The organism is Ruminococcus sp. YE71 (genome assembly GCF_900119155.1).
GTDB lineage: Bacteria > Bacillota > Clostridia > Oscillospirales > Ruminococcaceae > YE71.
On record NZ_FPIR01000005.1, the window covers coordinates 107114 to 130776 of the forward strand.

At 54.2% G+C, this 23663-nt stretch carries 24 protein-coding genes; 5 read left to right on the plus strand and 19 right to left on the minus strand.

The features are described from left to right. Positions 1-16: 16 nt before the first annotated feature. Positions 17-679 carry a response regulator transcription factor gene (locus BT142_RS06300; protein WP_072417362.1) on the plus strand — a complete coding sequence of 221 codons (663 nt, stop codon included), beginning with the start codon at positions 17-19 and terminating at the stop codon, positions 677-679. Continuing rightward, a complete protein-coding gene (locus BT142_RS06305; RefSeq protein ID WP_072417363.1) occupies positions 676-1896 on the plus strand; it encodes a HAMP domain-containing sensor histidine kinase in 1221 nt (406 codons plus the stop codon). The genes BT142_RS06300 and BT142_RS06305 overlap by 4 nt, the downstream gene beginning before the upstream one ends. Positions 1897-1942: 46 nt before the next feature. On the opposite strand, the gene BT142_RS06310 is transcribed toward BT142_RS06305, so the two are convergent. The 15 genes from BT142_RS06310 to BT142_RS06380 all read right to left on the minus strand — a co-directional run bounded on the left by BT142_RS06310 (position 1943) and on the right by BT142_RS06380 (position 16329). Beyond that, entirely contained in the window at positions 1943-4966 is a 3024-nt protein-coding gene (locus BT142_RS06310; RefSeq protein ID WP_072417364.1) for an ABC transporter permease, read from the minus strand. Next, positions 4963-5655: an ABC transporter ATP-binding protein gene (locus BT142_RS06315; RefSeq protein WP_072417365.1), complete on the minus strand. Its 693-nt coding sequence runs from the start codon at positions 5653-5655 to the stop codon at positions 4963-4965. Before BT142_RS06315 ends, BT142_RS06310 begins: the two co-directional genes overlap by 4 nt. A 44-nt stretch (positions 5656-5699) precedes the next feature. Continuing rightward, a complete protein-coding gene (locus BT142_RS06320) occupies positions 5700-6917 on the minus strand; it encodes a sensor histidine kinase (protein ID WP_072417366.1) in 1218 nt (405 codons plus the stop codon). Continuing rightward, the gene (locus BT142_RS06325; protein WP_072417367.1) at positions 6905-7510 is read right to left on the minus strand and encodes a response regulator transcription factor; all 606 of its coding nucleotides are present in this window, start codon (positions 7508-7510) and stop codon (positions 6905-6907) included. Before BT142_RS06325 ends, BT142_RS06320 begins: the two co-directional genes overlap by 13 nt. Positions 7511-7637: 127 nt before the next feature. Further along, positions 7638-7874, minus strand: coding sequence for an acyl carrier protein (locus tag BT142_RS06330; RefSeq protein ID WP_072417368.1), 237 nt, complete (start codon positions 7872-7874; stop codon positions 7638-7640). Between the two features lie 79 nt (positions 7875-7953). Next, on the minus strand, positions 7954-8784 hold the full coding sequence (locus BT142_RS06335; protein ID WP_072417369.1) for an acetyl-CoA carboxylase carboxyltransferase subunit alpha: 831 nt from the start codon (positions 8782-8784) through the stop codon (positions 7954-7956). Further along, entirely contained in the window at positions 8781-9665 is an 885-nt protein-coding gene (gene accD / locus BT142_RS06340; protein WP_072417370.1) for an acetyl-CoA carboxylase, carboxyltransferase subunit beta, read from the minus strand. The genes BT142_RS06335 and accD overlap by 4 nt, the downstream gene beginning before the upstream one ends. Positions 9666-9677: 12 nt before the next feature. Then, the gene (locus BT142_RS06345; protein ID WP_072417371.1) at positions 9678-11018 is read right to left on the minus strand and encodes an acetyl-CoA carboxylase biotin carboxylase subunit; all 1341 of its coding nucleotides are present in this window, start codon (positions 11016-11018) and stop codon (positions 9678-9680) included. A 15-nt stretch (positions 11019-11033) separates the two neighbouring features. Next, positions 11034-11465, minus strand: coding sequence for a 3-hydroxyacyl-ACP dehydratase FabZ (gene fabZ / locus BT142_RS06350; RefSeq protein ID WP_072417372.1), 432 nt, complete (start codon positions 11463-11465; stop codon positions 11034-11036). A gap of 13 nt (positions 11466-11478) precedes the next feature. After that, positions 11479-11967 carry an acetyl-CoA carboxylase biotin carboxyl carrier protein gene (locus tag BT142_RS06355; protein WP_072417373.1) on the minus strand — a complete coding sequence of 163 codons (489 nt, stop codon included), beginning with the start codon at positions 11965-11967 and terminating at the stop codon, positions 11479-11481. Positions 11968-11982: 15 nt separating this feature from the next. Continuing rightward, positions 11983-13218, minus strand: coding sequence for a beta-ketoacyl-ACP synthase II (gene fabF / locus BT142_RS06360; protein WP_072417374.1), 1236 nt, complete (start codon positions 13216-13218; stop codon positions 11983-11985). Positions 13219-13269: 51 nt separating this feature from the next. Then, the gene (gene fabG / locus BT142_RS06365) at positions 13270-14004 is read right to left on the minus strand and encodes a 3-oxoacyl-[acyl-carrier-protein] reductase (protein ID WP_072417375.1); all 735 of its coding nucleotides are present in this window, start codon (positions 14002-14004) and stop codon (positions 13270-13272) included. Positions 14005-14034: 30 nt separating this feature from the next. Beyond that, positions 14035-14367 carry a PF20097 family protein gene (locus BT142_RS06370; protein WP_072417376.1) on the minus strand — a complete coding sequence of 111 codons (333 nt, stop codon included), beginning with the start codon at positions 14365-14367 and terminating at the stop codon, positions 14035-14037. Then, positions 14364-15299 (minus strand): enoyl-[acyl-carrier-protein] reductase FabK, encoded by a 936-nt coding sequence (gene fabK, locus BT142_RS06375; protein WP_072417377.1) that lies wholly within the window; start codon positions 15297-15299, stop codon positions 14364-14366. The genes BT142_RS06370 and fabK overlap by 4 nt, the downstream gene beginning before the upstream one ends. A 28-nt stretch (positions 15300-15327) precedes the next feature. Beyond that, a complete protein-coding gene (locus BT142_RS06380) occupies positions 15328-16329 on the minus strand; it encodes a beta-ketoacyl-ACP synthase III (RefSeq protein ID WP_072417378.1) in 1002 nt (333 codons plus the stop codon). A gap of 298 nt (positions 16330-16627) precedes the next feature. On the opposite strand from BT142_RS06380, the gene fabD reads away from it, so the two are divergent. The 3 genes from fabD to BT142_RS06395 all read left to right on the plus strand — a co-directional run bounded on the left by fabD (position 16628) and on the right by BT142_RS06395 (position 18568). Continuing rightward, entirely contained in the window at positions 16628-17557 is a 930-nt protein-coding gene (gene fabD, locus BT142_RS06385) for an ACP S-malonyltransferase (protein WP_072417379.1), read from the plus strand. 21 nt (positions 17558-17578) lie between these two features. Then, positions 17579-17968, plus strand: coding sequence for a hypothetical protein (locus tag BT142_RS06390; RefSeq protein ID WP_072417380.1), 390 nt, complete (start codon positions 17579-17581; stop codon positions 17966-17968). A 123-nt stretch (positions 17969-18091) separates the two neighbouring features. Beyond that, a complete protein-coding gene (locus BT142_RS06395) occupies positions 18092-18568 on the plus strand; it encodes a deoxycytidylate deaminase (protein WP_072417381.1) in 477 nt (158 codons plus the stop codon). Between the two features lie 100 nt (positions 18569-18668). Here BT142_RS06395 and BT142_RS06400 read toward each other — a convergent pair whose 3' ends face one another. From BT142_RS06400 to BT142_RS06415, 4 genes are read right to left on the minus strand one after another with little or no spacing between them, the layout of a single operon-like run. Further along, entirely contained in the window at positions 18669-19454 is a 786-nt protein-coding gene (locus tag BT142_RS06400; RefSeq protein ID WP_072417382.1) for a hypothetical protein, read from the minus strand. Between the two features lie 14 nt (positions 19455-19468). After that, a complete protein-coding gene (locus BT142_RS06405; protein WP_072417383.1) occupies positions 19469-20320 on the minus strand; it encodes a hypothetical protein in 852 nt (283 codons plus the stop codon). Between the two features lies 1 nt (position 20321). Beyond that, the gene (locus BT142_RS06410) at positions 20322-21401 is read right to left on the minus strand and encodes a 6-phosphofructokinase (RefSeq protein ID WP_072417384.1); all 1080 of its coding nucleotides are present in this window, start codon (positions 21399-21401) and stop codon (positions 20322-20324) included. A gap of 13 nt (positions 21402-21414) precedes the next feature. Continuing rightward, on the minus strand, positions 21415-23526 hold the full coding sequence (locus BT142_RS06415; RefSeq protein WP_072417385.1) for a methyl-accepting chemotaxis protein: 2112 nt from the start codon (positions 23524-23526) through the stop codon (positions 21415-21417). Between the last annotated feature and the right edge of the window lie 137 nt (positions 23527-23663).

Below are 23663 nucleotides of genomic sequence, written 5' to 3' on the forward strand. Positions count from 1 at the left end.
TAGTGGGTGATAAACTATGATAGATGTACTGATAGTTGAGGACAACATGGAGCTTTCGGGGCTGCTGACGGATTTTCTGCGCGACGAGGGGTACACGGTCTCGGCTGTTGACTCGGGGGAGAGGGCGTTGGAGCTGTTTGAGCGCTACGGCGCGAGGCTTGTGGTGCTCGACATCAATCTTCCAGACATCAACGGGTTTGCGGTCTGCTCGAAGCTCCGCGAAACGACTGACACGCCGATACTCATCGTCAGCTGCCGCACCGAGAAGGACGACAAGCTCAGCGGTCTCGGGCTGGGGGCGGACGACTACATCGAAAAACCTTACGATATCGACATCCTCATCGCGAAGATAAAGGGCATTTTCAAGCGGCGGTATCATCGGGACATGATGTCCGCGAGCGGTGTCACGCTGAATCTTGCAGACCGCACAGCATCCCTTGACGGGCGGCCTATCGAGCTGACTTCAAAAGAATTCGACCTGCTGGCGCTGCTCATCGAGAACAGGGGCAAGACGATGAAGAAGGAATACCTCTTCAACACCGTGTGGGGCAGTGACAGTGATTCCGAACTTCAGACACTGCACGTTCACATCAACCATCTGCGGCAGAAACTGGGCGACGACCCGAAAAACGCAAAGCTTCTGCTGACCGTCTGGGGCGTTGGGTACAAGTTCGTATGAAAGCCTACTACAGACTCTGCGCCGTAATTCTCGCGGCTGTGCTGCTGATGACCGCGGCGATAAACTATGTCATCATCGGGCATAACAGCCGCAGGAACGGTTTCTACCGCTACGAAGCCAAGCGGCTGGCAGATGACATCAACGACACGGGCAGCTACGACCTTGCGGATTATCCGCATCTTACGGGTGTTTTTTCCGAGAGCGAGGGCAGGCTCTATGTCTCGAACGAACCCTACGTCATCGTCGAGACTGACAAGGGGCTTTACCGCGTCGAGTATACCGCTGACAGTCAGAGCGGCGACCTGCTGCTCGTGACCGACCTGCTTTTCGGCGGATTTTTCCTGCTGACGGCGGCGATACTGCTGTACATCAGGCAGCACATCGTCCGACCTTTCGCAAGACTCAACAAAGTCCCGCAGGAACTTGCGAGGGGGAATCTTGCGGTGCCCATCCCCGAGGAGAAGAGCAGATTCTTCGGCAAGTTCACATGGGGTGTGAACCTTCTCCGCGAGACCATAGAGAACAGCCGCAGGAAAGAACTGTCATTACAGCGCGAAAAAAAGCTGCTGCTCCTCTCGCTCTCCCACGACATCAAGACGCCGCTGCAAGCCATCAAGCTCAATGCAAAGGCGCTTTCGAGGGGGCTCTACCGCGACGAGGATAAACGCCGCGAAGCCGCCGAGAGCATCAACGCCCGCGCCGATGAGATCGAGGGCTTCATGTCGCAGATAACTCAGGCGGCGAGTGAGGACTTCATGAGCTTTGAGGTGGTCATGGGCGAGGTCTTTCTGAGCGAGATGGTCACTCGCGTCTGCGAGCGCTACGTCGGGCAGCTGACGCTGACGGACACCGAACTCAATGTGGGCGAATTCTCCGACCGACTGCTCGCCTGCGACCCAGACAGACTTGCGGAATGCCTGCAAAACCTCATCGAGAACGCGATAAAATACGGCGACGGCAGACGCATCTCGCTCGGTTTCGACTGCGTTGACGGCTGCGAGCTCATCACCGTCACGAACACGGGATGTACCATCGAAGCTGCCGAGCTGACGCAGATATTCGACAGCTTCCACCGCGGCTCCAATGCGGACAAGGTACAGGGCAGCGGCCTCGGGCTCTTCATCTGCCGCAAGCTGATGACCCTCATGAACGGCGAGGTCTTTGCCGAGATCAGAGACGGATGCTTCTGCATCACCCTCGTGGTAAAACTTGCATGAAATTACGGCTGTACAGCGGTTTGCTGCACAGCCGTTTTGTCCTGTATTACAGGTCTGTCCTTATTTCCTCGGCAATATTCGTGCGGCTCATCATTATGAGCGCAGGAACATACGCCAGCGCCATGACAAGCATTATCACAGCGAAAAGAACTGCCGCGCTTTCTGCCATAAATGCAGTCTTGTTTTTCAGCAGATAGAGCAGGACACCGCCCTCCGCGCTGACCATATCATCGCCGAATATTTCGAGGATCAGCTGCGACAGTGCGCGCCCTGCGAGGGTGCTGACGACTGAGGTTATGACCGCGTAGAAACTGCTTTCGATGACCACCGAAGCCGTTACCTGACGCATGGACATTCCGCAGCTGCGCATCATCGAGAGGTCGCGGCGGCGGTTTATCATGTTCGCGCTCATGGTGCTGAAAATGTTCAGCAGCACTACCGCCGCAAGCGCCGCACCGAAGCCGAAGCCTGCTATTTTCAGCGCCTTTGAGCCGCGCTCGGCAAATGCGTCCTGAGCGGTGTAGTCAATGACCTCGGCATCGCCGTTCTCAAGCTCGAACTCATCATGCAGGAACGCCCTTGCCTGCGCGAGCTTGCTTTTATCTGCGTTGAGCTTGAAAGCGCCGACAACAGCCATTATGTTCCTGTTCTCGGCGAGCCTTTCATCCCCGGACTGTTTCAGGAAATCAAGCCTGCTTTCGATAGGTGCTATCGCCGTCATCCCGTAGCACCCCATATATTCGGGGAAATCGGTGCTGTATAAGCCTGCAACGGGAATGGATTCTTCGATCTTGAATTCCTCAGCTTTTTCAGCGTCATAGTGATTTGAAGTGATCTCGATACTGTCAATGTTCTCGTCCTTGAAGAGATTCACGTTCGGTACAGTTATGACCATGCCGTCTCTTGTCTTGTAGGAGCTGACCACTGAACCGTCCTTCGCAGCGGTCTCATCATAGAAGAAAAAGTTCTGACACAGGAGCACTTTGCCCGACGCGGCGAACTCGTCATAGGTCATGTCCGAGGTGATGTATTTATCGTAATCCTCACGCGGTATCATGACAATAGAAAGACTGTTGTCAGAAGCCGAATATTCGTATTTACTGCAAAAGCTGACGTACTCGTCCGAGAGCAGCTCGCTGATGTTGCTGTCTTGGCCGCGAATGTTGGTGATACATTCAGGGATCACCGTCTCGAAATAGCCCGTATCGCGGAGTTTTTCATAGGTGTCGTTGAGATACTTCGAGGACTGCTCGATGGTCGAGCCGTGATCGTTGTAATCCCAGATCTCCAGATCGTATTTGAACGGGACAGTGTCATCATCCTTCTTAGCGTATGCTTCCGCGATGCCCGAGATCGAGACGATGAAGATACCGCTCATTACCGCCGCGAGAAGTGTGACCGCAAAACGCACCTTCTGCTTCGAGATGCACTTGACTGCGAAGCCGAAGGGATAGCCGAACAGACGGCGCGAGATCCACGTCCTGCCGCCTCTTATCCTGCGCTTTGAGGAGCTGTAGCGTGCCGACTGTATCGGCGGCAGACGCATAACTCGCATAGCGTCGGCATACGCCGAGAAGAACACGCTGAACAACGCCACCGCGAAGGTTATCCACATGACCGCAGGTGAAAGTTCGAGGGTGAAGAACTCGTCGGAGATGCCTTCGCCGTAGATCGGGTCGAACACCGCGATGGCTTTTACTTTCGTCATGAGTATTTTTCCGATGCCTATGGCAAGTCCCACGCCCGCAGGCATGGCGACCAGCATATACATGGCGCACTCGAACATTATCATGGTGAATATCTGCTTGTCGGACGCGCCTATGGTCTTGAGGGCGCCGTACTGTTCGGTACGGTAGGCTGCGCCTATCTCGAAGGCGTTGTTGATGATGAGCCTTGCAAGAAATGTGAACAGCCCAACCACCACTATGAAAATGACCAGCATACCTTCCGATCTCAGGACGTATTCGAGCTGTCTGCCTTCGGTGACAAGAAGACTGCCGTTGATAGAGTAGCCCGTATTATCGCCGTCTTTGTAGGCGCCTATCGCCTTTGCCGCGTGAGCCACGGTCTCTTCGGCGTCGATGTTCTCCTTGACGCGGACGCGGTAGTCGATTCTGCCCGTCATCGCCGACGTGATGTCGGAGTCCTCGGAGCTGAACAGCATATCCGCAGCGCTGCCTTGTGAGCCGCCGTCGATAAGACCCGTCACCACCGCCGTATACTCGAAGCTGTCAGCCACCTCTTCGGAAAGCTCGGCGCGTGCAGGGATGATAGTGAATCCGTTATAGGAACTGAGGCCCATGTTTTTACGCGCTTCCTCGTCTGAGTACATCATATTCAGCATCTTCAGCATCACGCCCGTGCCGTAATCCTCGTCATCTACAGCAAAGTTATATATGTCTCTCAGCCTGCTGCCGTCGGTGTCCTCTGTGTATATTATATTTCCGTCTGTGTCTTTTGATATTCTTTCTCCGATCCTTTCCGCGATATCTGTTCCTGCGCAGTAGAACCTGCCCTCTCTCACCTCGAATCGGATGTTCAGGCGGTCGCCGATGCCGATTCCGTGTTCGCGTGAAAAAGCAAGGCTGACTGCGGCTTCGTGGGAGTGCTGAGGGAGCGAACCGTCGGCTAAGCTGAAGTTCGACTTGCTTTGCAGCTTCTCGAAGTCGCCGCCGACCGCTTCCGCCCTGAAGCTTACAGGTGGTTTTTCTGCCGAAAACGCCGACTTGCCGTTAATGTAAACGTTCGGGAACCAGCAGCCTTCCTTATCGGCGTATTCATTTATAAAACGGCTGAAAAACAGCATCGGGTCGTACTGTACGACCGCGTGCGAATCCCATGCGGCGTTCTTGTCGAGCTTCTCCGCCTGCGAGAGCGAGTCAAGGTGTATCGAGGCGTGTTCGGGGGACTGGTACATATATTCCATGTGCATCGCGCTTACCGCCGAGCTGAGATACACGCCCACGAATGACACCATGAACACCGAAAGAGTGATGCTCGCGAGGGTCAGTGCGGTGCGCTTCTTGTCGCGGACGAGCCAGCGGAGCATTATCGTAAAGAGCTGATTCAAAACGACCTCACCCTTTCCGAAATTATTTTTCCGTCCTGCATGGTTATCACGCGGTCGGCTTCGGCGGCTATGCTGCCGTCGTGGGTCACGAGCACTACTGCCGTCCCTGTCTCGGCGATGACGCGCTTGAACAGCGAGATTATCTCGCGGGAGTTCTTGCTGTCGAGGTTGCCCGTGGGTTCGTCTGCGAAGATGCAGGGCGGCTTGTTGATTATCGCCCTTGCGATGGACACCCTCTGCTGCTGACCGCCCGAAAGCTGGTTCGCGAAGTGATAGCGCCTTTCAGAAAGCCCCAGCAGCTCAAGCACATCGTCCAGCTCCTTTTTCGGGAGACGCTTGCCGTCAAGGTGTATCGGCAGTGCGATGTTCTCCTCAACGTTCAGCACGGGGATGAGGTTGTAAAACTGGAACACGAAACCCGATTTTCTGCGTCTGTATTCGGCAAGACGAGTGTCCTTCACCGCCGTCAGTTCCTCGCCGAGAGCGGTTATGCTGCCGCTGTCGGGCTTATCGAGACCGCCCAGCAGGTTCATGAGGGTGGATTTGCCGCTTCCCGACTGACCCGTCACTGCCACCATCTCGCCCTTGCACACGTCCAGCGAAACGCCGTCAACTGCCGTCACCTTGTTCGCGCCCTTACCGAAGGTCTTGACAAGGTCGTGTGCGGAAATTATTATCTCTTTTTCCATGAATATCCCTCCTTCCCCTATATATTACCATGCCAACATTACAGTTAAGTTACAGTCCGCAGAAATTCGAGAATTATTTTTGTGCCCTTCCCAACCTCGCTGTCGATGAATATCCGTCCGTTCATGTCCTCGACTATGCGCTTTGCGGCGCTCATGCCGATGCCCACCGAGCTTGAATTGACCGCCCGCGACTTTGAGTAGAACCTACGGAAGACCTTCGGCAGCTCGTCCTCGGAGATTCCGCAGCCGTTGTCCTCGATGATGAGCCGAAGCGTAATGGGGTCGCACTCGGAATATATTCGCACCTGTCCGCCGTGAGTGTGTTCGGCGGCGTTTTTGATGAGGTTCGTTACCGCCTCGCAGAGCCACAGACGGTCGCAGCGAAGGGTCGTTCCCTGCCCGACTTCGTTTATCAGCTCGGCGTCGTTCTCCTCGGCTATGGCGGCGAGCTGCGACACCGACTCGGCAGTCAGTTCACCTATGTCCGCATCCTCGAAGCTGTAGGCGACCGCGCCCGCGTCGAGCCGTGCGAGTTTCAGAGATTCACGGACAAGCAGGGATATTTTTTCAAGGCATTTCCTGTCACGCTGCAGGTAGCCGAGCTGTTCATCGAAAGGCATCGGCGCAGAGGACAGGATGTCATTATTGAGCATCAGACCAGTGCAGGGGGTCTTTATCTGGTGGGAAAAATCGTCGAGGTAATCGGCAAGGAACTGCTTTTCCTCGCCTATCGTGGTGATAAGGTGAGCCGTCTGCTTTTTGAGAGCGTCAGCCGCTTCGGCAAGGAGCGTGAGGTCGAGGTCGGCAGACGACGGCATTTTCTCGCCGTGTTCGATGTGGGCGGTGAGCCTTCGCACATTACGGAAGGCGCTGCCGAAGAACGCCAGCCCTGCCGCAAGGCATATCAGCAGCGCCGCAGCCGCAGCCAGACCCGACGCGGTATGCGAGGTGAATGTGAACTCGCTGCCGATGGGCGAGTCCGCCGAGTAACCGTAGCCCGAAAGGATACGCTCCCCTGCCTGTATCTGTTCGGGGGTGTTGTCGTCGGTGATGAGCTTTGCCGCCTGTTCGTCGGTGAAGCCCTCTTCTGCGAGCCTTCCTGCCAGCGCAAGTCGGTACTCATTGACGCAGATGGCGGCCGAGCGGTCCTCATATCGGTGCAGTGCCGCCTGCGCCCCGAAGGTCAGCAGGGTCAGTGCGAGACACACCCACATAAATCCCCTCGCCGAGCGGTTGCAGAGGGTACGTATCAGCTCTCCCATTTGTAGCCGACCCCCTTGACGGTGATTATCCTGCCGTGCCTGCCGCTCTTGTCCAGCTTGACGCGAAGTCGGTTGATGCGGACGGACAGGGTGTTGTCGTTCACGAATTCGCCGCGGGAATCCCACAGCCGCGAAAGTATCTGCTCGCGGGTGAGGATGCGGTTGCGGTTCAGACGAAAATATTCGAGAAGCTCGCGTTCGATGGCGGTAAGCTCGATATCGTCGGCGGTGTCGGTGATGCCGCATCGACGAAGAGCCGCATTTATCCGTGACATCAGCACCGCGCTCTCGAAGGGCTTTATAACATAGTCATCGCCGCCGATGTCAAGGGCGCTCGTGATGCGTGCGGTGTCGTCCACACAGGTGAGGAAGATCACGGGCACATCGCTGTCGCGGCGTATCTCGCGGCAGAGGTCGATACCGCTGCCGTCAGGCAGCATCACGTCCAGCAGGCAGAGGGACGCACTGTTGTAAAGCTCCCTCGCCTTAGCAAGGGTCTCGGCAGGCAGCACCTCATAACCCCCATGGCGGAGTATATGGCACAATCCCAGACGGATATTTTCATCATCTTCAAGCACAAGTATCTTAATCATCATCTCGCCTCCGAAATTGATTATAACATTAAAAAAGCGCTGTTGTCAATAGCAGCGCCCCACAAAGCAAAAAACCGTCCGCAGTACACGGACGGCTAAGCCTGATATACTATATCAAGATGGGAGATCACTCCTCAGCGGAAGCACTCTCGATGTAAGCAACGATGTCGCCTACGGTCTTGATGCCCTCAACCTTTTCGTCGGGGATCTCAATGTCAAACTCATCCTCTACAGAGCTGATAAGATCAACTACGTCGAGAGAATCAGCACCGAGATCGTCGATGATCGAAGCCTCTGCTGTAACATCATCCTTTTCAGCATCGAGCTGATCTACGATCAGATCACGAACCTTTTCAAATACCATTACAAAACAACCTCCTATCTTTTTTGAAATAAGGCTTTATACTCACGCCTGTGTCAAAAATTAACTCTGGCGGGTACGGCTATTCAGGGTCTTTTGCAGTTCCCTCGTCGAACTCGCCGATAGCCCTGAATCTATTATAACGCCCTTCAAGCAATTCGTCAAGTCCTTTTTGTAAATTTCTTTGCAAAGCTGCAAAAATATACTCGGAAATGTACTCTGCGGTCTGTTCGGGGTCGTTATGAGCACCGCCTTCCGACTCTTCGATGACCTCATCGCACACTTTGAGCTTAACGAGGTCGTGCGCGGTGATATGCATGATATCGGCAGCCTCACGCTCGCGGGAAGCGTCTTTCCAGAGAATGGAAGCGAAACCTCTCGGCGAGATGACCGAGTAGATGGCGTTCTCAAGCATGGCAAGCTCATCGGAAACGCACATAGCCAGCGCGCCGCCCGAGCCGCCTTCGCCGAGAATGATGGAGATAACGGGGGTCTTCAGCTCCATGAACTCCATGATGGAGCGTGCGATAGCCTCGCCCTGTCCGCGCTTTTCTGCCTCGACACCGGGGTATGCGCCTGCGGTATCCACAAGGCAGATAACGGGACGGTGAAATTTCTCCGCCTGATGTGCGAGCCTGAGAGCCTTTCTGTAGCCCTCGGGGTGGGGCATACCGAAGTTGCACTCCTGATTTTCCTCCATCGTTCTGCCCTTTACCTGTGCGATAACGGTAACGGGAATACCCTTGAAGTAGGCGGGGCCGCCGATTATCGCCTTATCGTCGCGGTAAAGTCTGTCGCCGTGCATCTCGAAGAAGTCGTCGAAGAGCATGGGGATGTAGTCGCGCACGGTAGGTCTGCCCTTCATGCGGATTATGTCAAGGCACTTGCTTGCGCTTATGTTCTCGCCGTTCATAGCTTATCCCCTCCATTGTAAGGTTTATGCAGCTTGAGCAGGTGTGCGATGGTGCGGCGCATCTTCTTGCGCTCGACTATCATATCCACAAAGCCGTTTTCGAGCATGAACTCTGCCGACTGGAAATCATCGGGCAGCTTCTGCTTGATAGTACCCTCGATAACTCGTCTTCCTGCGAAGCCTATGAGCACCTTCGGCTCTGCGATGATGATATCGCCGAGGCTTGCGAAGGACGCTGTAACGCCGCCCGTTGTGGGGTCGGTCATGACCGTGATATAGAGCAGTCCGGCGGCGCTGTGTCTGCCGACTGCGCCCGAGGTCTTTGCCATCTGCATCAGAGAGACGATGCCCTCCTGCATCCGTGCCCCGCCCGAAGCGGTGAAAGCCACGACAGGCAGTCTGTGCTCGGTAGCGTATTCAAAAGCGCGTGTTATGCGCTCGCCCACGACGCTTCCCATCGAAGCCATCATGTAATTGGAATCCATGACGATGATGACAATCTTCTCGGTCCTGATGGTGGCGGTGCCTGTAAGCACTGCGTCGGTCAGACCCGTTTTTTCTCTGAGAGCCTGCTGTTTTTCCTCGTAGCTGGGGAAATCAATCGGATTTTTCGAGACCATATCGGCGTCAAACTCCACGAAGCTGCCCTTGTCGATGGTTATATCGAGCCTTTCGCGGGCGGTGAGCCTTGAGTGGTATCCGCATTTCGGGCAGACCTTTCCTGCCGCCAGAAAATCCTCCATAAAGGTATTATTGGAGCATCTCGGGCACTTGAAAAGCAGTCCCTTCGGGATGTCGGTCTTGCTCCTTTTGAGAGGCTCGGCATCGGGGTCGCTGTTGAATCGTGTGCGAACTACCGAAAACAGATCTTCAAGCTGCATTTTTTATCCCCCTTAAATCAGCTTCACACGGTTAAGGAAGCCGTTATCATAATTTCCGCTCTCGAACTCTTCGGTACGTATGAGCTGTAAGTGAAAATCGATGTTTGTCGAAACGCCGTCAACGATGAATTCGGAGAGTGCCCATTTCATCTTTGCGATAGCCTCTTCCCTGTTCTTGCCGTGAACGATGAGCTTAGCGATCATCGAGTCGTAATAAGGCGTTATCTCGTAGCCCTGATATACAGCGGTATCGATACGCACGCCCGGTCCTCCGGGAAGGAACAGGCAGTCGATGACGCCCGGGCTGGGCATGAAGTTCATGGCAGGGTTCTCGGCGTTGATGCGGCACTCGATAGCGTGACCGCTGACAGTGACGTCATCCTGAGTAAAGTCAAGAGCCTCACCGTTTGCGATGCGCAGCTGCCACTTCACGATGTCGATACCTGTGACCTCTTCGGTAATGGGGTGTTCCACCTGGATACGGGTGTTCATTTCCATGAAGTAGAAATTCTTGTCCTTATCCACAAGGAACTCTATAGTGCCTGCGTTCTTATAGCCGCAGACCTTAGCCGCGGCGCAGGCAGCTCTGCCCATAGCCGCACGCATCTCCTCATCGACAACGGTCGAGGGAGCTTCCTCAAGCACCTTCTGATTGCGGCGCTGCATGGAGCAGTCGCGCTCACCGAGGCTCACGACGTTGCCGTGACCGTCGGCGAGTATCTGTATCTCGATATGCTTGGGGTTCACCACCAGCTTCTCGATATAGACCTCATCGTTGCCGAAGCAGCTCATAGCCTCCTGCTTAGCGGCGTTGACCTGCATTTCAAGCTCGTCAGGGGAATTTACGACGCGGATACCGCGTCCGCCGCCGCCTGCCGAAGCCTTTACCATAACGGGATAGCCCATCTCCTCAGCGACTGCCTTTGCTTCGTCAAGGTAATTGACTGCGCCGTCGCTTCCGGGGATAACGGGAACTCCCGCTTCCTTCATAGCCGCCTTTGCCGCCGCCTTGTCTCCCAGCATCTCGATGCTCGAAGAATCAGGTCCGATGAAGGTTATGCCGCACTTTTCGCAGGTACGGGCAAAGCTCGCATTCTCGGACAGGAATCCGAAGCCCGGGTGAATCGCGTCAGCGCCGGTTATCTCGCAGGCTGCGATTATAGCACGGACATTCAGGTAGCTGTCAGCGGACTTTGCGGGACCGATGCAGACCGCTTCATCAGCGATCTTTGCATGGAGCGCACTTCTGTCAGCTTCGGAATATACGGCTACGGTATGCAGCCCGAGTTCGCGGCAGGCTCTTATGATGCGCACCGCTATCTCGCCGCGATTGGCGATCAGAACTTTTTTCATGTAGCACAGCCTCTCTTACTTGATAGCGAAGGATATCTCAGCCGATACAGCCTTTTTGCCCTCGACTGTGGCGGTACCCTTGCCGTAGCCTACGGGTCCCTTGACCTTAGTGATCTCGACCTCGAGCGTCAGCACGTCGCCCGGGACTACCTGACGGCGGAACTTAGCATTCTGGATGCCGCCGAAGAAGCCGATCTTGCCCTTGTTCTCGGGCATAGCGAGCAGTGCCACCGCACCTGCCTGTGCGAGCATCTCGATCATCAGCACGCCGGGGGTAACGGGGTACTCGGGGAAGTGACCCTTGAACCAGAAGTCATCCTCCTTGATGTACTTGGTAGCGACAACGCGCTTACCTATCTCAAGTTCATTTATCTCATCTATAAGCAGGAACGGATCGCGGTGAGGGATCACCTCCATGATCTGTTCCTTGTTCATTACAACTGCCATTTGAAAGACCTCCTTACGAGATTATCATAACGGTCTGACCGAATTCAAGTGCGTCGCCGTCGTTTACGAGAATCTTGGATACGATGCCGTCGCTTTCGGCGCAGATCTCGTTCATGACCTTCATCGTCTCAAGGATGTAGAGCACGTCGCCCTTCTTCACCTTGCTGCCGATAGTCACGAACGGCGAAGCGTCGGGACGGGGCTTGGAGTAGTAGGTGCCGACGATGGGCGCCTTTACTGCCACGCCGCTGATAGTCTCGGGAACTGGCGAGTCGATGGGGTTGGTGATGCTCTGCGAAACTGCGGGAGATACCGCGGGCATCTGAGGAACGACGCCTATCGGCGGGATACCTGCGGGAGCGGGCGGGAGAGGTTTCTTGCTCTTGACGGAAACGATCTTTCCCTCGTACTCGATGGAGATCTCGCCCAGGTCTTTTTTGTTGAGGATATCGGCGAGCTGCTCGATAGCCTCGGTGTCGATTATTTCAAAGATCTTGCTCATTTACAGATGCACCTCTCAGTCGGTAACTTTTTTCAGGCAGATAGTGCCGTTGTGTCCGCCGAAGCCCAGGCTGTTGGAGAGAGCTGCTCTGACCTCGCGGTCGCGTCTGCCCTCTGTGCAGTAGTCAAGGTCGCATTCGGGGTCGGGGGTGGAGTATCCTAAAGTCTGGTGGATGAAACCCTCCTTGATCTGGAGCGCTGTAGCCACAGCCTCGACCGCGCCTGCACCGCCCAGCAGGTGACCTGTCATCGACTTGGTGGAGTTGATAACGGTCTTTCTTGCAGCGTCTTCGCCGAGAGCCTTCTTGATTGCGATGGTCTCGTAAGCGTCGTTGAGGTGAGTGGAAGTGCCGTGAGCGTTGATGTAGTCGATATCCTCGGGCTTGAGTCCTGCCTCGGTGTAAGCCTGTCTGATAGCCTCAGCAGCAGCTTCACCTGTAGGCGAGGGGCTTGTCATATGGTATGCATCGCAGGTAGCGCCGTAGCCTGCGATCTCAGCGTAGATCTTGGCGCCTCTTGCCTTTGCGTGCTCATACTCTTCAAGCACGAGTACGCCGCAGCCCTCGCCGAACACGAAGCCCGAACGCTCTGCGTCGAAGGGGCGGGATGCCTTGGTGGGGTCTGCTTCCTTGGTGAGTGCCTTCATGCTGTTGAAGCCTGCGAGTGCAAAGCGGGAGATTGCGGATTCTGTACCGCCTGCAAGAGCGACATCAAGATAGCCGTCCTTGATCTTTCTGAATGCCTCGCCGACAGAGTGAGTACCCGATGCACAGGCGGAAACGGTCGCGAAATTATCGCCTCTGAAGTTTGTCTTCATGGCAACGGTGCCTGCCGCCATATTTGCGATCATCATGGGGATGTAGAAAACGCTTACCTTGTCGCTCTTCTCAAGGAAGTGGCTGTGCTCCTTCTCGGTAAGGTTAAAGCCGCCGAAGCCTGCGCCGATGATAACGCCGGCTCTGTAGGGGTCAACGTCGGAGAAATCGCTGCCTGCGTCGTCGAGAGCTTCCTTTGCCGCAACTACAGCGAACTGTGTGAAGCGGTCAAGTCTGCGGCTCTCCTTCTTGTCGATGATACCCGAGGGATCGAAGTCCTTTACCTCGCCTGCTACCTTAACATCGAAGTCGGAAGCATCGAAACGGTCGATCTCACAGATGCCGAGTCTGCCCTCTTTCAGTCCCTCAAGGAACTCGGGCACATTTCTGCCTATAGGGTTTACGGTGCCCAGTCCGGTTATAACTACTCGTCTCATAGATTTTCCTTTCATTACTATATCAAATATATTTCCGCTGATCCTATCCGTTCACATTGAAAGTCCGCCCGAGATCTCGATGACCTGACCTGTAACGTAGCTTGCGTCCTTGGAAGCAAGGAAGCTGACTACGCCCGAGATCTCCTCAACAGTACCGTAGCGGCGCATGGAGATCATCTGAAGGATCTTTTCCTTCTGAGCGTCGGTGAGCTTGTCGGTCATAGGGGTCTTGATGAATCCGGGAGCTACCGCGTTGCAGGTGATGCCGCGGGAACCGAGTTCCTTGGCAACGGTCTTTGTCATGCCGATGATAGCCGCCTTGGAAGCCGAGTAGTTGAACTGACCCGCGTTTCCGTGGAGACCTGCCACACTGGACAGGTTGATTATCTTGCCCGAGCGCTGTTTCATCATAACAGAGCCGACGTGCTTTGTCATATTGAACACGCTCTTCTGGTTGACTGCGATGACCAGGTCGAAGTTCTCCTCGCTCATGCGTGCAAGCAGACCGTCACGGGTGATGCCTGCGTTGTTGACGAGAACGTCGATAGTGCCGAACTTTGCCTTTATTTCCTTTACCATCTGCTCGCACTGGTCATAGTTGGACACGTCCGCGATGAACTTGTCGCACATAACGCCCTGAGCGGTTATCTGCTCGATTATGTCGTTATCCTCGAACATCGCTTCGCTGATATCGTTGAGCGCTATATCATAGCCGTCCTTAGCAAGTCTCAGCGCGATAGCCGCACCGATACCTCTTGCTGAACCTGTTATTAAAGCTGTTGCCATTTTATCTCTACCTCCGTGTTAGTGGTAATTCTATCTCAAACCGATAGGTTCGTCTGAATCTTTTATGTCAAGCTCGGCGAATATCTTTTTGCAGTTTACGCAGTAGCCTGCGGGTATCGGGCACTGATCGTAATGTTTAAAATAAGTTTTCGCATCAAAACCAAGTGTTAACTGTGTAAATGGTTTTTCAAGCATTTTCTCCACCTTATCTTCGTTGTACCAGCCTGCAAAACCTGGATTTAAAAAGCCGCCGCCCCCATGATATACGTTAGCCCGTCCCCTTGCCAACTCACCGCCGCAGACAGGGCATTTGCCGAAACTTAACTGCTCATGGTACTCCTTTTTGCCGAAAATGCCGCTCATTTATTAAGCAGAGCTTCCGCCTGCGCGAACATTTCTTCTATAATATCCTTGCAGGGCTTGACATCGGTTATCATGCCTGCGATAGCGCCGCAGAGGAAGGAACCCTCTTCGAGATTGCCGTCCTGAACTGCCTTTCTCAGCGAACCGAGGGTCAGCTCCTCGAACTCGTCGGGAGTGATGCTTCCGTTAGTCTCGCCGCTCGCCAGCTTCTTCGAGAACTTGGTGCGGACGTTTCTGCACGGATGACCCGTGTATCTGCCCGTAACGATGGAGTCGGTATCCTTAGCCTTAACGACCAGCTCCTTGTAGGTCGGGTGGATTACGCACTCCTCGGAAGCGAGGAAGCGTGTGCCGACCTGAACGCCCTCGGCGCCCAGCATGAAGGATGCAGCGATACCTCTGCCGTCGGCGATTCCGCCTGCCGCCAGAACGGGTATCTCAAGTGCGTCTACGACCTGCGGAACGAGGCACATGGTGGTGTTCTCACCGATGTGACCGCCCGACTCGGTGCCCTCTGCGATGACCGCGTCAGCACCGCTGCGCTCCATTCGCTTTGCGAGAGCAACGCTCGGAACGACGGGGACTACTTTAACGCCTGCGTCCTTCCATGCAGCCATGAACTTTCCGGGGTTGCCTGCGCCTGTGGTGACTACAGCCACGCCCTCATCGATAACGAGCTGTGCAAGGTCATCGGCGTTCGGGGACATCAGCATGATGTTCACGCCGAAGGGCTTGTCGGTAAGGGATTTTGCGGCTCTTATCTGGTCGCGGAGGTAATCGATGGGGGCGCTGCCGCCTGCGATTATTCCCAGTCCGCCCGCGTTGGAAACTGCCGCCGCCAGCTTAGACTCGGCTATCCACGCCATGCCGCCCTGAAATATCGGGTACTTGATACCGAGAAGGTCGGTTATCCTTGTTTTTGTAGTGGTCATTCTGCACACTCCTTTTTTCTCATTTATATCAGTATTCGAGTATCGTTGCGCCGTAAGTAAGTCCGCCGCCGAAGCCTACGAAGCAAACCTTGTCGCCGCGCCTAATGCGTCCAGAAGCAACGCCGTCAACGAAAGCGTTGGGGATGGATGCGGAGGAGGTGTTGCCGTAGTCGGCGATGTTGAGCACCATCTTGTCCATCGAAACGTGGAGTTTCTTCGCCGCAGTCTCGATAATGCGGACGTTTGCCTGATGGGGGATGATGGCGTCAAGCTCGGAGGGGTCAAGTTCTGCCTTTTCGCAGGCCTTTGCAACTGCGGTCGGCAGAGCGTTGGTCGCGAACTTGTATACTTCCTTGCCGTCCTGAAGCAGGTAGTGCTTGTGGGGCTCGGGCATATTCATATCGAACTCCGTCTCGTTCTGACGGAAGGGGTTAATCGTGTGGAGAGCACGCGATGCGAGGGAGTGTGCACCGTTTCCGTCTGCCGCAAGGAAGCTGGAGAACAGCACGTCGTCAGCCTTTTCGAGAACGACAGCCGCCGCCGCGTCGCCGAAGAGGATGCAGGTGGAACGGTCTTCATAGTCCACAAATTTGGACAGTTCCTCAGCCGCTACGACGAGCACGTACTTTATGTCGCCGCAGGCGAGGTATCTTTTTGCCATATCGACCGCGTAAACGAAGCCCGAGCAGGCACAGTTCAGGTCGATGGCAGGACAGCCGCTCACGCCCAGCTCGCGCTGTATAAGGCAGGCGGTGGAGGGAGTGAAGTAGTCGGGAGTGCAGGTGGTGGCGAGTATCAGACCGATCTCGTCAGCGCCAATGCCCGCGTCCTCGACAGCCGCCTTTGCAGCCATCGCGCCGAGGTAATAAGTAGGTTCGCCGTTGGATATGTGGCGTGTCTTGATGCCCGTGCGCTGGGTAATCCACTCATCATTGGTGTCAACTATCTTCGCGAAGTCATCATTCGTTGCAACCAGGTCGGGAACGAAGCGGCCTGCGCCCTTAATGCGTACACCTGTGGTCTTTATCATAACATCTTTCCTTTCGCAGTCTGTTGGTCTATGAAAAAAAATTTCTGCTGCTGTATTGAAATAGGCGCGTGATTGTGGTATAATAATAAAGTAGGCACACTTCACGCACCTTATTTATTATATACCTTGTTTGTTGCAAAATATAAAGAATAAAGTTTCACGTTTGTGAACGGGTATCATTTTCTAAAGATTGTCCAAAAAAATCGGTGTTTTGTGAAAGAGTTTACAATAATCACATAATTAACAGTGTTAGGTATCTGCAAATAACGCAGTTCCGCGCTGAAAAGGAGAGTAAGATATGGGAAAAACAGTATTTCTTTTTTCGGGTCAGGGCTCGCAGTACGCAGGCATGGCGAAGGAATTTTATGACAATTTTGACAGCGCAAAGAAGGTCTTCGAGACCGCCGACGCAGCCCTCGGATACAAGCTTGAGGACATCGTGTTCGCGGAGGATCCTGCCGAGCTGAACAAGACCGTTCACTCGCAGCCTGCCATCATGGCGTGCTCGCTGTGCGCTTTCGAGGCTCTGCGTGAAAAGGGCGTTGAGTTTGACGGCGTTGCGGGTCATTCGCTGGGCGAATATGCGGCTATGGCTGCGAGCGGTATGCTCTCGTATGAAGACGCTTTCAAGCTAATCAAGATCCGTGCCGAGGCTATGCAGAAGGCTGCCGAAAGCAGCGAGGGCGTTATGTACGCCATCATCGGACCCGAGCCTTCCGAGATCGAGGCGGCGTGTGAACAAACCGAGGGTTATGTTGTGCCTGTGAATTACAACTCCCCTGTTCAGACCGTCATCGCTGGTGAGGCTTCTGCCGCCGACGCAGCTGCCGAGCTCATCAAGTCCACAAGCAAGGCTAAGCGCGTGAAGGCAGTCAAGCTGAACGTTGCATCCGCGTTCCACAGCGAAATAATGCGTCCTGCGGCGGATGAGTTCCTTGCAAAGACCGAGGGATTCACATTCGCACAGCCGAAGGTCAGCTTCTTCTCGAACGTTACGGGCGGAGAACTGTCTGATTTTTCGGACATGAGAAATATGCTTGCAAAACACATCGTTTCGCCCGTGAAGTTCACATCCGAACTTTCGGAGATGCAGTCGCAGGGCTATGACAAGTTCATCGAGTGCGGCCCCGGCAAGGTGCTGACAGGACTTGTGAAGAAAACTCTCGACGGCGCGACTGCGCTCAACGTCGAGAACATCGAAACGCTTGAAAAAGCTTTAGAGGGCTGAACACGTTCAGCGAGGTGTGTTATGAACAGTGAAACAGTTCAACAGGAGTGGCGTTGGTGTCTTGTTGGGAACATCGCAGAGGAACATGAGTACGGCGAGGAACACATCATCTTGAAGGGCAACAAGCAGTTTCGCCCTTGGGCAAAAGTCTTTATCAATTTGGTATACGGCGGAATGGCTCACGAGGATATTGTCGTTATCGGGCTGCCCCGACACTGTTCAAAATATATCGAGGTCGTGATCAGAAGAAAATGCGTGTGCAATTTCAGAGTTCAAAAGGTGTTCAAGCCTGCGGTTTTAAATAAAATGAAGGCATCAAAGTTTGAATGGTGGGACAGCACCGACGAAGCGCACGACGAGATAGCGGGTTATCTCGATTGGCTCAACAAGTCTGCCGAAAATAAAAAATAAAAACAAAAATATCAATAAAGAAGCAGCTGTGCGTACTTTGGCGGCGGCTTTCACCTCGCTCATTATTTTTATATTCCTCAAAACAGAAGGATTCAAAATTTTACATAAACGGAGGGAACAGTAATGAAACGTCAGGACTACATTTCCTGGGACGAATACTTCATGGGCATCGCGCTGCTTTCGGCGCAGAGGAGCAAGGACTCGAACACGCAGGTGGGCGCCTGCATCGTGTCGCAGGACAACAAGATACTCTCGGTGGGCTACAACGGTATGCCGACGGGATGCGACGACGACAGGATGCCATGGAGCCGCGAAGGCAGCAAGCTCGAAACCAAATACCCCTTCGTCTGCCACGCGGAACTCAACGCGATACTCAACCGCGAGGGTTCGCTGAAGGGCGGCAGGCTGTACGTCACGCTGTTCCCCTGCAACGAGTGTGCGAAGGCGATAATCCAGAGCGGCATCAGGGAGATCGTCTATATGTCCGACAAGTACGCCGACTCGGAGGAGACTCAGGCGTCGAAGCTGATGCTCGGCATGGTCGGAGTGAAATGCAGGCAGTACGAAAGTGCGGGCAGGGACATCACACTTGAGTTATAAACGAACGAAAGACCTTCGCTTACGGGCGAAGGTCTTTTTTAATGAAACAGAAAAGGTCTCTCATCACGAGAGACCGATATGATCTTTTGCGTCCCGAAGATCACTTGCTGCTGTCCGACGAAGAAGAGTCGTCCATCTTGATTTTCTTTACGACCTCGGCGAGTTTCTCTGCGGCTTCCTTGCCTTTGTAGGTCTTGCCGTCTATCGTCACCTGATGCAGCGACGTGTCGCCCGAGCTGAAACCGTCATAGGTGAATGTGAACACCGCCTCGAAATCCTTCTCCTTGCAGGATGCTGTGACCATTACGTTCACGCCGTCCTTTTTCATGCTCCACTCCATCTTACCTTTATCGGGCTCGGTCTTGGCGTATTTTTTGAACGTGTCGAGGACGGTCTTATCGGCATTTGTACCGTCGAGTCCTGCCGAGACCGCCGAGATCTCAGACCAGGTCTGGTACTTCACATATTCGGTGTAGCTGCTGTCCTTCATCGTGTAGTATCTGGTGAAGCCGTTGGCGAAAAGCGCGTAGGCGAACACCATCACGAACACGATGGGCGCTGAGGAACGCTGTCCGATCACCGCGTAGCGCTTGTAGATGTAGACAGGCGGTATCAGCGCAAGGAACGGACTGATGCGGCTCATGTCGTAGCCCTTGCTCTCCATGTAGCGTCTGTCCATCAGCAGTGAGAACACCCACATCGCTACCGAGCAGACCCACATCAGCACGCCCAGTGCGAAATTATTCGCGTAGGACTGCACGTAGATCGCAAGAAGCGGCATGATCGCCGTGTACCAGACTCTGCCGTTGTTCAGTTTTTCTGCCCTGTTATCGGCAGGGGGTGCCGTCATAGAGGGCGGCGCTCCGTAGGGGATGAATTGCTCCAAACTTTATGCTCCTTTCAACGGTCTGTGAAGCCTGTGCGCAGCACGCTCAGGATGGTCGAGCATGGCACGGCTATTATCTCCGCCGCCTTATACAGCAGCGCGAGCTCTGACAGATTCCGTTCAGCCTCCGTCGTCTCAAAGTTGAACACGTTCATCCTTGTTTCGGGGGGCATATTTTTTACGATATACTTTATCTCGGTGCGCAGTTCGCTCACCAGCTTGCCTGCTTCCGCTGCGCCGCCGAAGGCTTCGACATCGGCGCACAGGTCTTTCAGGCTCCTGTAAAAGCAGTATGGATGTGCCGCGATATGCACCGCAGCGTGAGACATATACTCCAGTCCGTGCCTGTTTTTACGCGCTCCGAGGTCGGTGAAGAACAGCTTCGCGCATTCAAAGACCTTGCCGTAAAGCGCTTCCCTGCCCGTCATTTCCGTGAGCAGCCACGCCCTTATCTGCTTCGATTTCCCGATAGGGTCGGAGGTCATATCGCCTGCCGCGAGGACGCTGCTGAACAGACCCGATACTCTTGTGACGATCTCTGGGTCTGCGCAGCCGAATGCCACAAGGCGTGGCATCCACGAAAGCTGTAACTTCATCTTTCGGGTCAGCTCCAGAACGTAGGATTCGCCCAGCACGTCGGTGTTCAGGAAGAGAACATCGGGACGGTTGCTGCGGAAATACGATACTATATCGTCATCGGGCGACAGGCTTTCCACTCTGAAAAACCTGTCGCCTTCCAGCTGACCTGCTGCAAAATCCGCTCTGAACGAGATGTCCCGAATCACGGCAACGCTGCACAGCACCCTGAATGAATCATCGGCGGAAGTGAGCCTTGCCGCATAGGTATCACGCGAATAAAACGGCATATCAGTCTCCGAAAGAGATTCCGAGTTCGCGGGCTGTCTTTACCATCTGATCGTCCTCAGGAACGAACTTTGTCTTTCCTGCAACGTCGGAGAGCTTATTAGCGGTTATCTTGTCACCGACCTTTGCTACCGCGAGACCGTACTTGTCCTCAGCGATGAGTGCCGCCGCGTGAACGCCGAACTGTGTCGCGAGCACTCTGTCGTAAGCGGAAGGACTGCCGCCCCTGAGCATATGACCCGGCACGCAGACCCTCGTTTCAAGACCCGTCTTAGCCTCTATCTGGCGTGCGATTCGGGTCGAAGCGGTGGTGATGCCTGCCTCGGCTCTGGTCTTGGCGCGTTCCTTCTTCTTCATCTTTGCTTCCTCGGTATCGAAAGCACCCTCAGCGACTGCGAGTATCGAGAAGCCCTTGCCGTCGGCAGCGCGTTTCTCGCAGGCAGCCGCCAGCTTGTCGATGTCGTAAGGTATCTCGGGGATGACTATCATATCAGCGCCGCCCGCAACGCCCGAATAGAGGGTCAGCCAGCCTGCCTTGTTGCCCATGATCTCCACGACGAGGATACGTCCGTGGGAGTTTGCGGTGGTGTGCAGTCTGTCGATGACGTCGGTGGCGATGTCAACGGCGGTATGGAAACCGAAGGTAACGCTGGTGCCCCAGATATCGTTGTCGATGGTCTTAGGCAGACCGATGACGTTAAGACCCTCTTCCGACAGCAGATTCGCGGTCTTGTGAGTGCCGTTTCCGCCGAGGGTGAGCAGGCAGTCGAGCTTCTGATCCTTGTAGGTCTGCTTCATGTTCTTGACCTTGTCGATATTATCGTCGCCCACAACGCGCATCATCTTGAAGGGGGTGCGCTTTGTGCCGAAGATAGTGCCGCCCGTAGTAAGGATGCCCGAAAAATCGTTGGGCTGCATCAGCTTGCACTGATTGTTTATAAGTCCCGAGTAGCCGTCCTGGATGCCGATTATCTCCACATCGTTGCCGAAGCGTTCGTAGCAAGCCTTTGCCACGCCTCTGATAGTCGCGTTCAGTCCCGGGCAGTCACCGCCGCTCGTGAGTATGCCGATACGTCTTTTCATATGAAATACCTCCTTAGTACTTATCGTCATCATCGTCAATGTCGATGTCGGAAATATCATCCACATCATCGATATTGATTACGATATCCTCGTCGTCATCATCGTCCTCGGGTTCACGGTAACCGTCGTCGAAAGGTTCGTCTTCGTTTACGTGCTTGATATGAGGAGTGCTGTTTCCGTCGAGCTTGAAGCGTGCGATCATGTTCTTGAGGATCAGCGACTGACCGCTGAGCTCCTCAGACGCGGATGCCGAGCCGACAGCCGTCGCGGTATTCGATGCGACTACCGCGCTTATCTGGTCTACGCCCATGTTTATCTGCTGTATCGAATCGCTCTGTTCGCTGGAAGCGCGTGCGATATTCTTGACAAGTTTTCTGATCTTCTCGGAGCTTTCCACGATGTCGCCTAGCGACCGTGCGGTCTCCTTGGCTATCTGCTGACCCTGATCCACAGCGTCGGTGGAGCGTCTGATGAGTGCGGCGGTCTGCTTTGCAGCCTCAGCCGAACGGGACGCCAGCTGACGTACTTCATCCGCCACGACGCCGAATCCCTTCGAGCCCTCACGCGCTGCCTCGACAGCGGCGTTGAGTGCGAGGATGTTGGTCTGGAAGCTGATGTCGTCGATGACCTTCAGTATGCTCGCGATCTCGTCGGAGGTATGGTCGATAAGCTCCATAGCCTCAAGCATCTTGGTCATATCGTCGTTGCAGCCCGCGATCGCGGAAGTGTTCTCGCTTACGATCTCGAAAGCGTCCTTGGCGTTCTGGGAGTTCTGAACTACCTGATCGGATACGCCCGAAAGGGTCGCGGACAGCTCTTCGATAGCGCTTGCCTGTTCGGTCGCGCCCTGACTGAGAGCCTGAGCGGAGTTCGATACCTGTATCGCGCCGTTTGTCACCTGTTCCGCCGAATGATTTATCGAGTCGAAGGTAACGGTCAGCTTCTCGAATATCTCGTTGAACGTGGACTTGATGCGGAGGAAGTCGCCCTTGAAGTTGCCTTCCATGCGGTGAGTGAGATTGCCCTCGGCTATCTGCTGGAGCGCTACCTGAATGAGGTTGATGTACTGACGCAGGTTGACCACCGTCTCCTCAAGGGAGTTGGAGAGTATGCCGAGCTCGTCATGAGAGTACCAGACGTCTACCCTCGTGGAGATATCGCCGTTTGAGAGTCTGCGCAGACGGTCGGTAGTCGAGATGATGGGCTTGGAGATCTTGTTGGAGAACACCAGTGCGAAAGCAATGGTGATGAGTGCGAGGAGAACTATCAGAAGCACGATGATCCTGAGCGAGGTAAACGACAGCATCGAAGCGATACCATCATTTACTGCGTAAGCAAAAAGCGTGCCTTCAAAGTAGGAAACGCTGCTGAATCCCGTAATATAGTTCTGTCCGTTGAACTTATAGTCGGTATTGCCCGATGCGCAGTTGATGCCCGTAGAAACAGCATCGGCAAACTGCTCATAATCCTTATCGGACTTTGCAACGTTGATGATGTTCCTGCCTGTCGCCTGACCGCCCGTATGGAAAATGACCTCGCCCGATCTGTCAACGACCATTATCTCAACGCCGTCGGAACCGAGAAGCGAGGTGAGCTTATTGTTTATGAGCTTAGCATCTATCGCGGTGACTGCGAACTTGTCGATCTTGTCATCCTCAATGATGGGGGTCACGGCACAGAAACAGCTGTAGCCACCGTCGGTCTTTATCGGAGTAAGGTAGGTATCACGCCTGTTGAGCGCGATGTTTATGTCATCAGTCGTGATGAAAGTGGAGCAGATGCTGTTGACCTGAGCGGAAAGGGAGCCATTCGCGTTGAATATCGCGAAACTCACCATGTAAGGGTTGTCGGACAGCTTATCCGAGAGCAGGTCTACCATCTTCGCGTCGTTTTCGGCGGAGTGGAACTCATGAGTCTCGACCACGTAGACGAAGTCATGCACCGACTCACGCACGAAGCAGTCAAAGTTAGTCGCGGACTGTTTTGCCTGAGTCTCGACGGTATTTTCAATGGCAGAGGTCGAGGACTTCTGTAAGACCCAACCGAAAATGACCACCATCGCCGCCATGATGACGATAACGAGCCCGAGCATCGCTATTGATATCTTCAGTTTGATAGTTTTCATATTTATTCCTCCGATCAAGGCATAAATTTTTTCATCTCCCAATATATATTATATCAGTTTTTAACAATAAATGCAAGAGCATTTTTAATTTTTTTTGCAATTTGCAAGTATTTTTCACATATTATTGCCACATACTG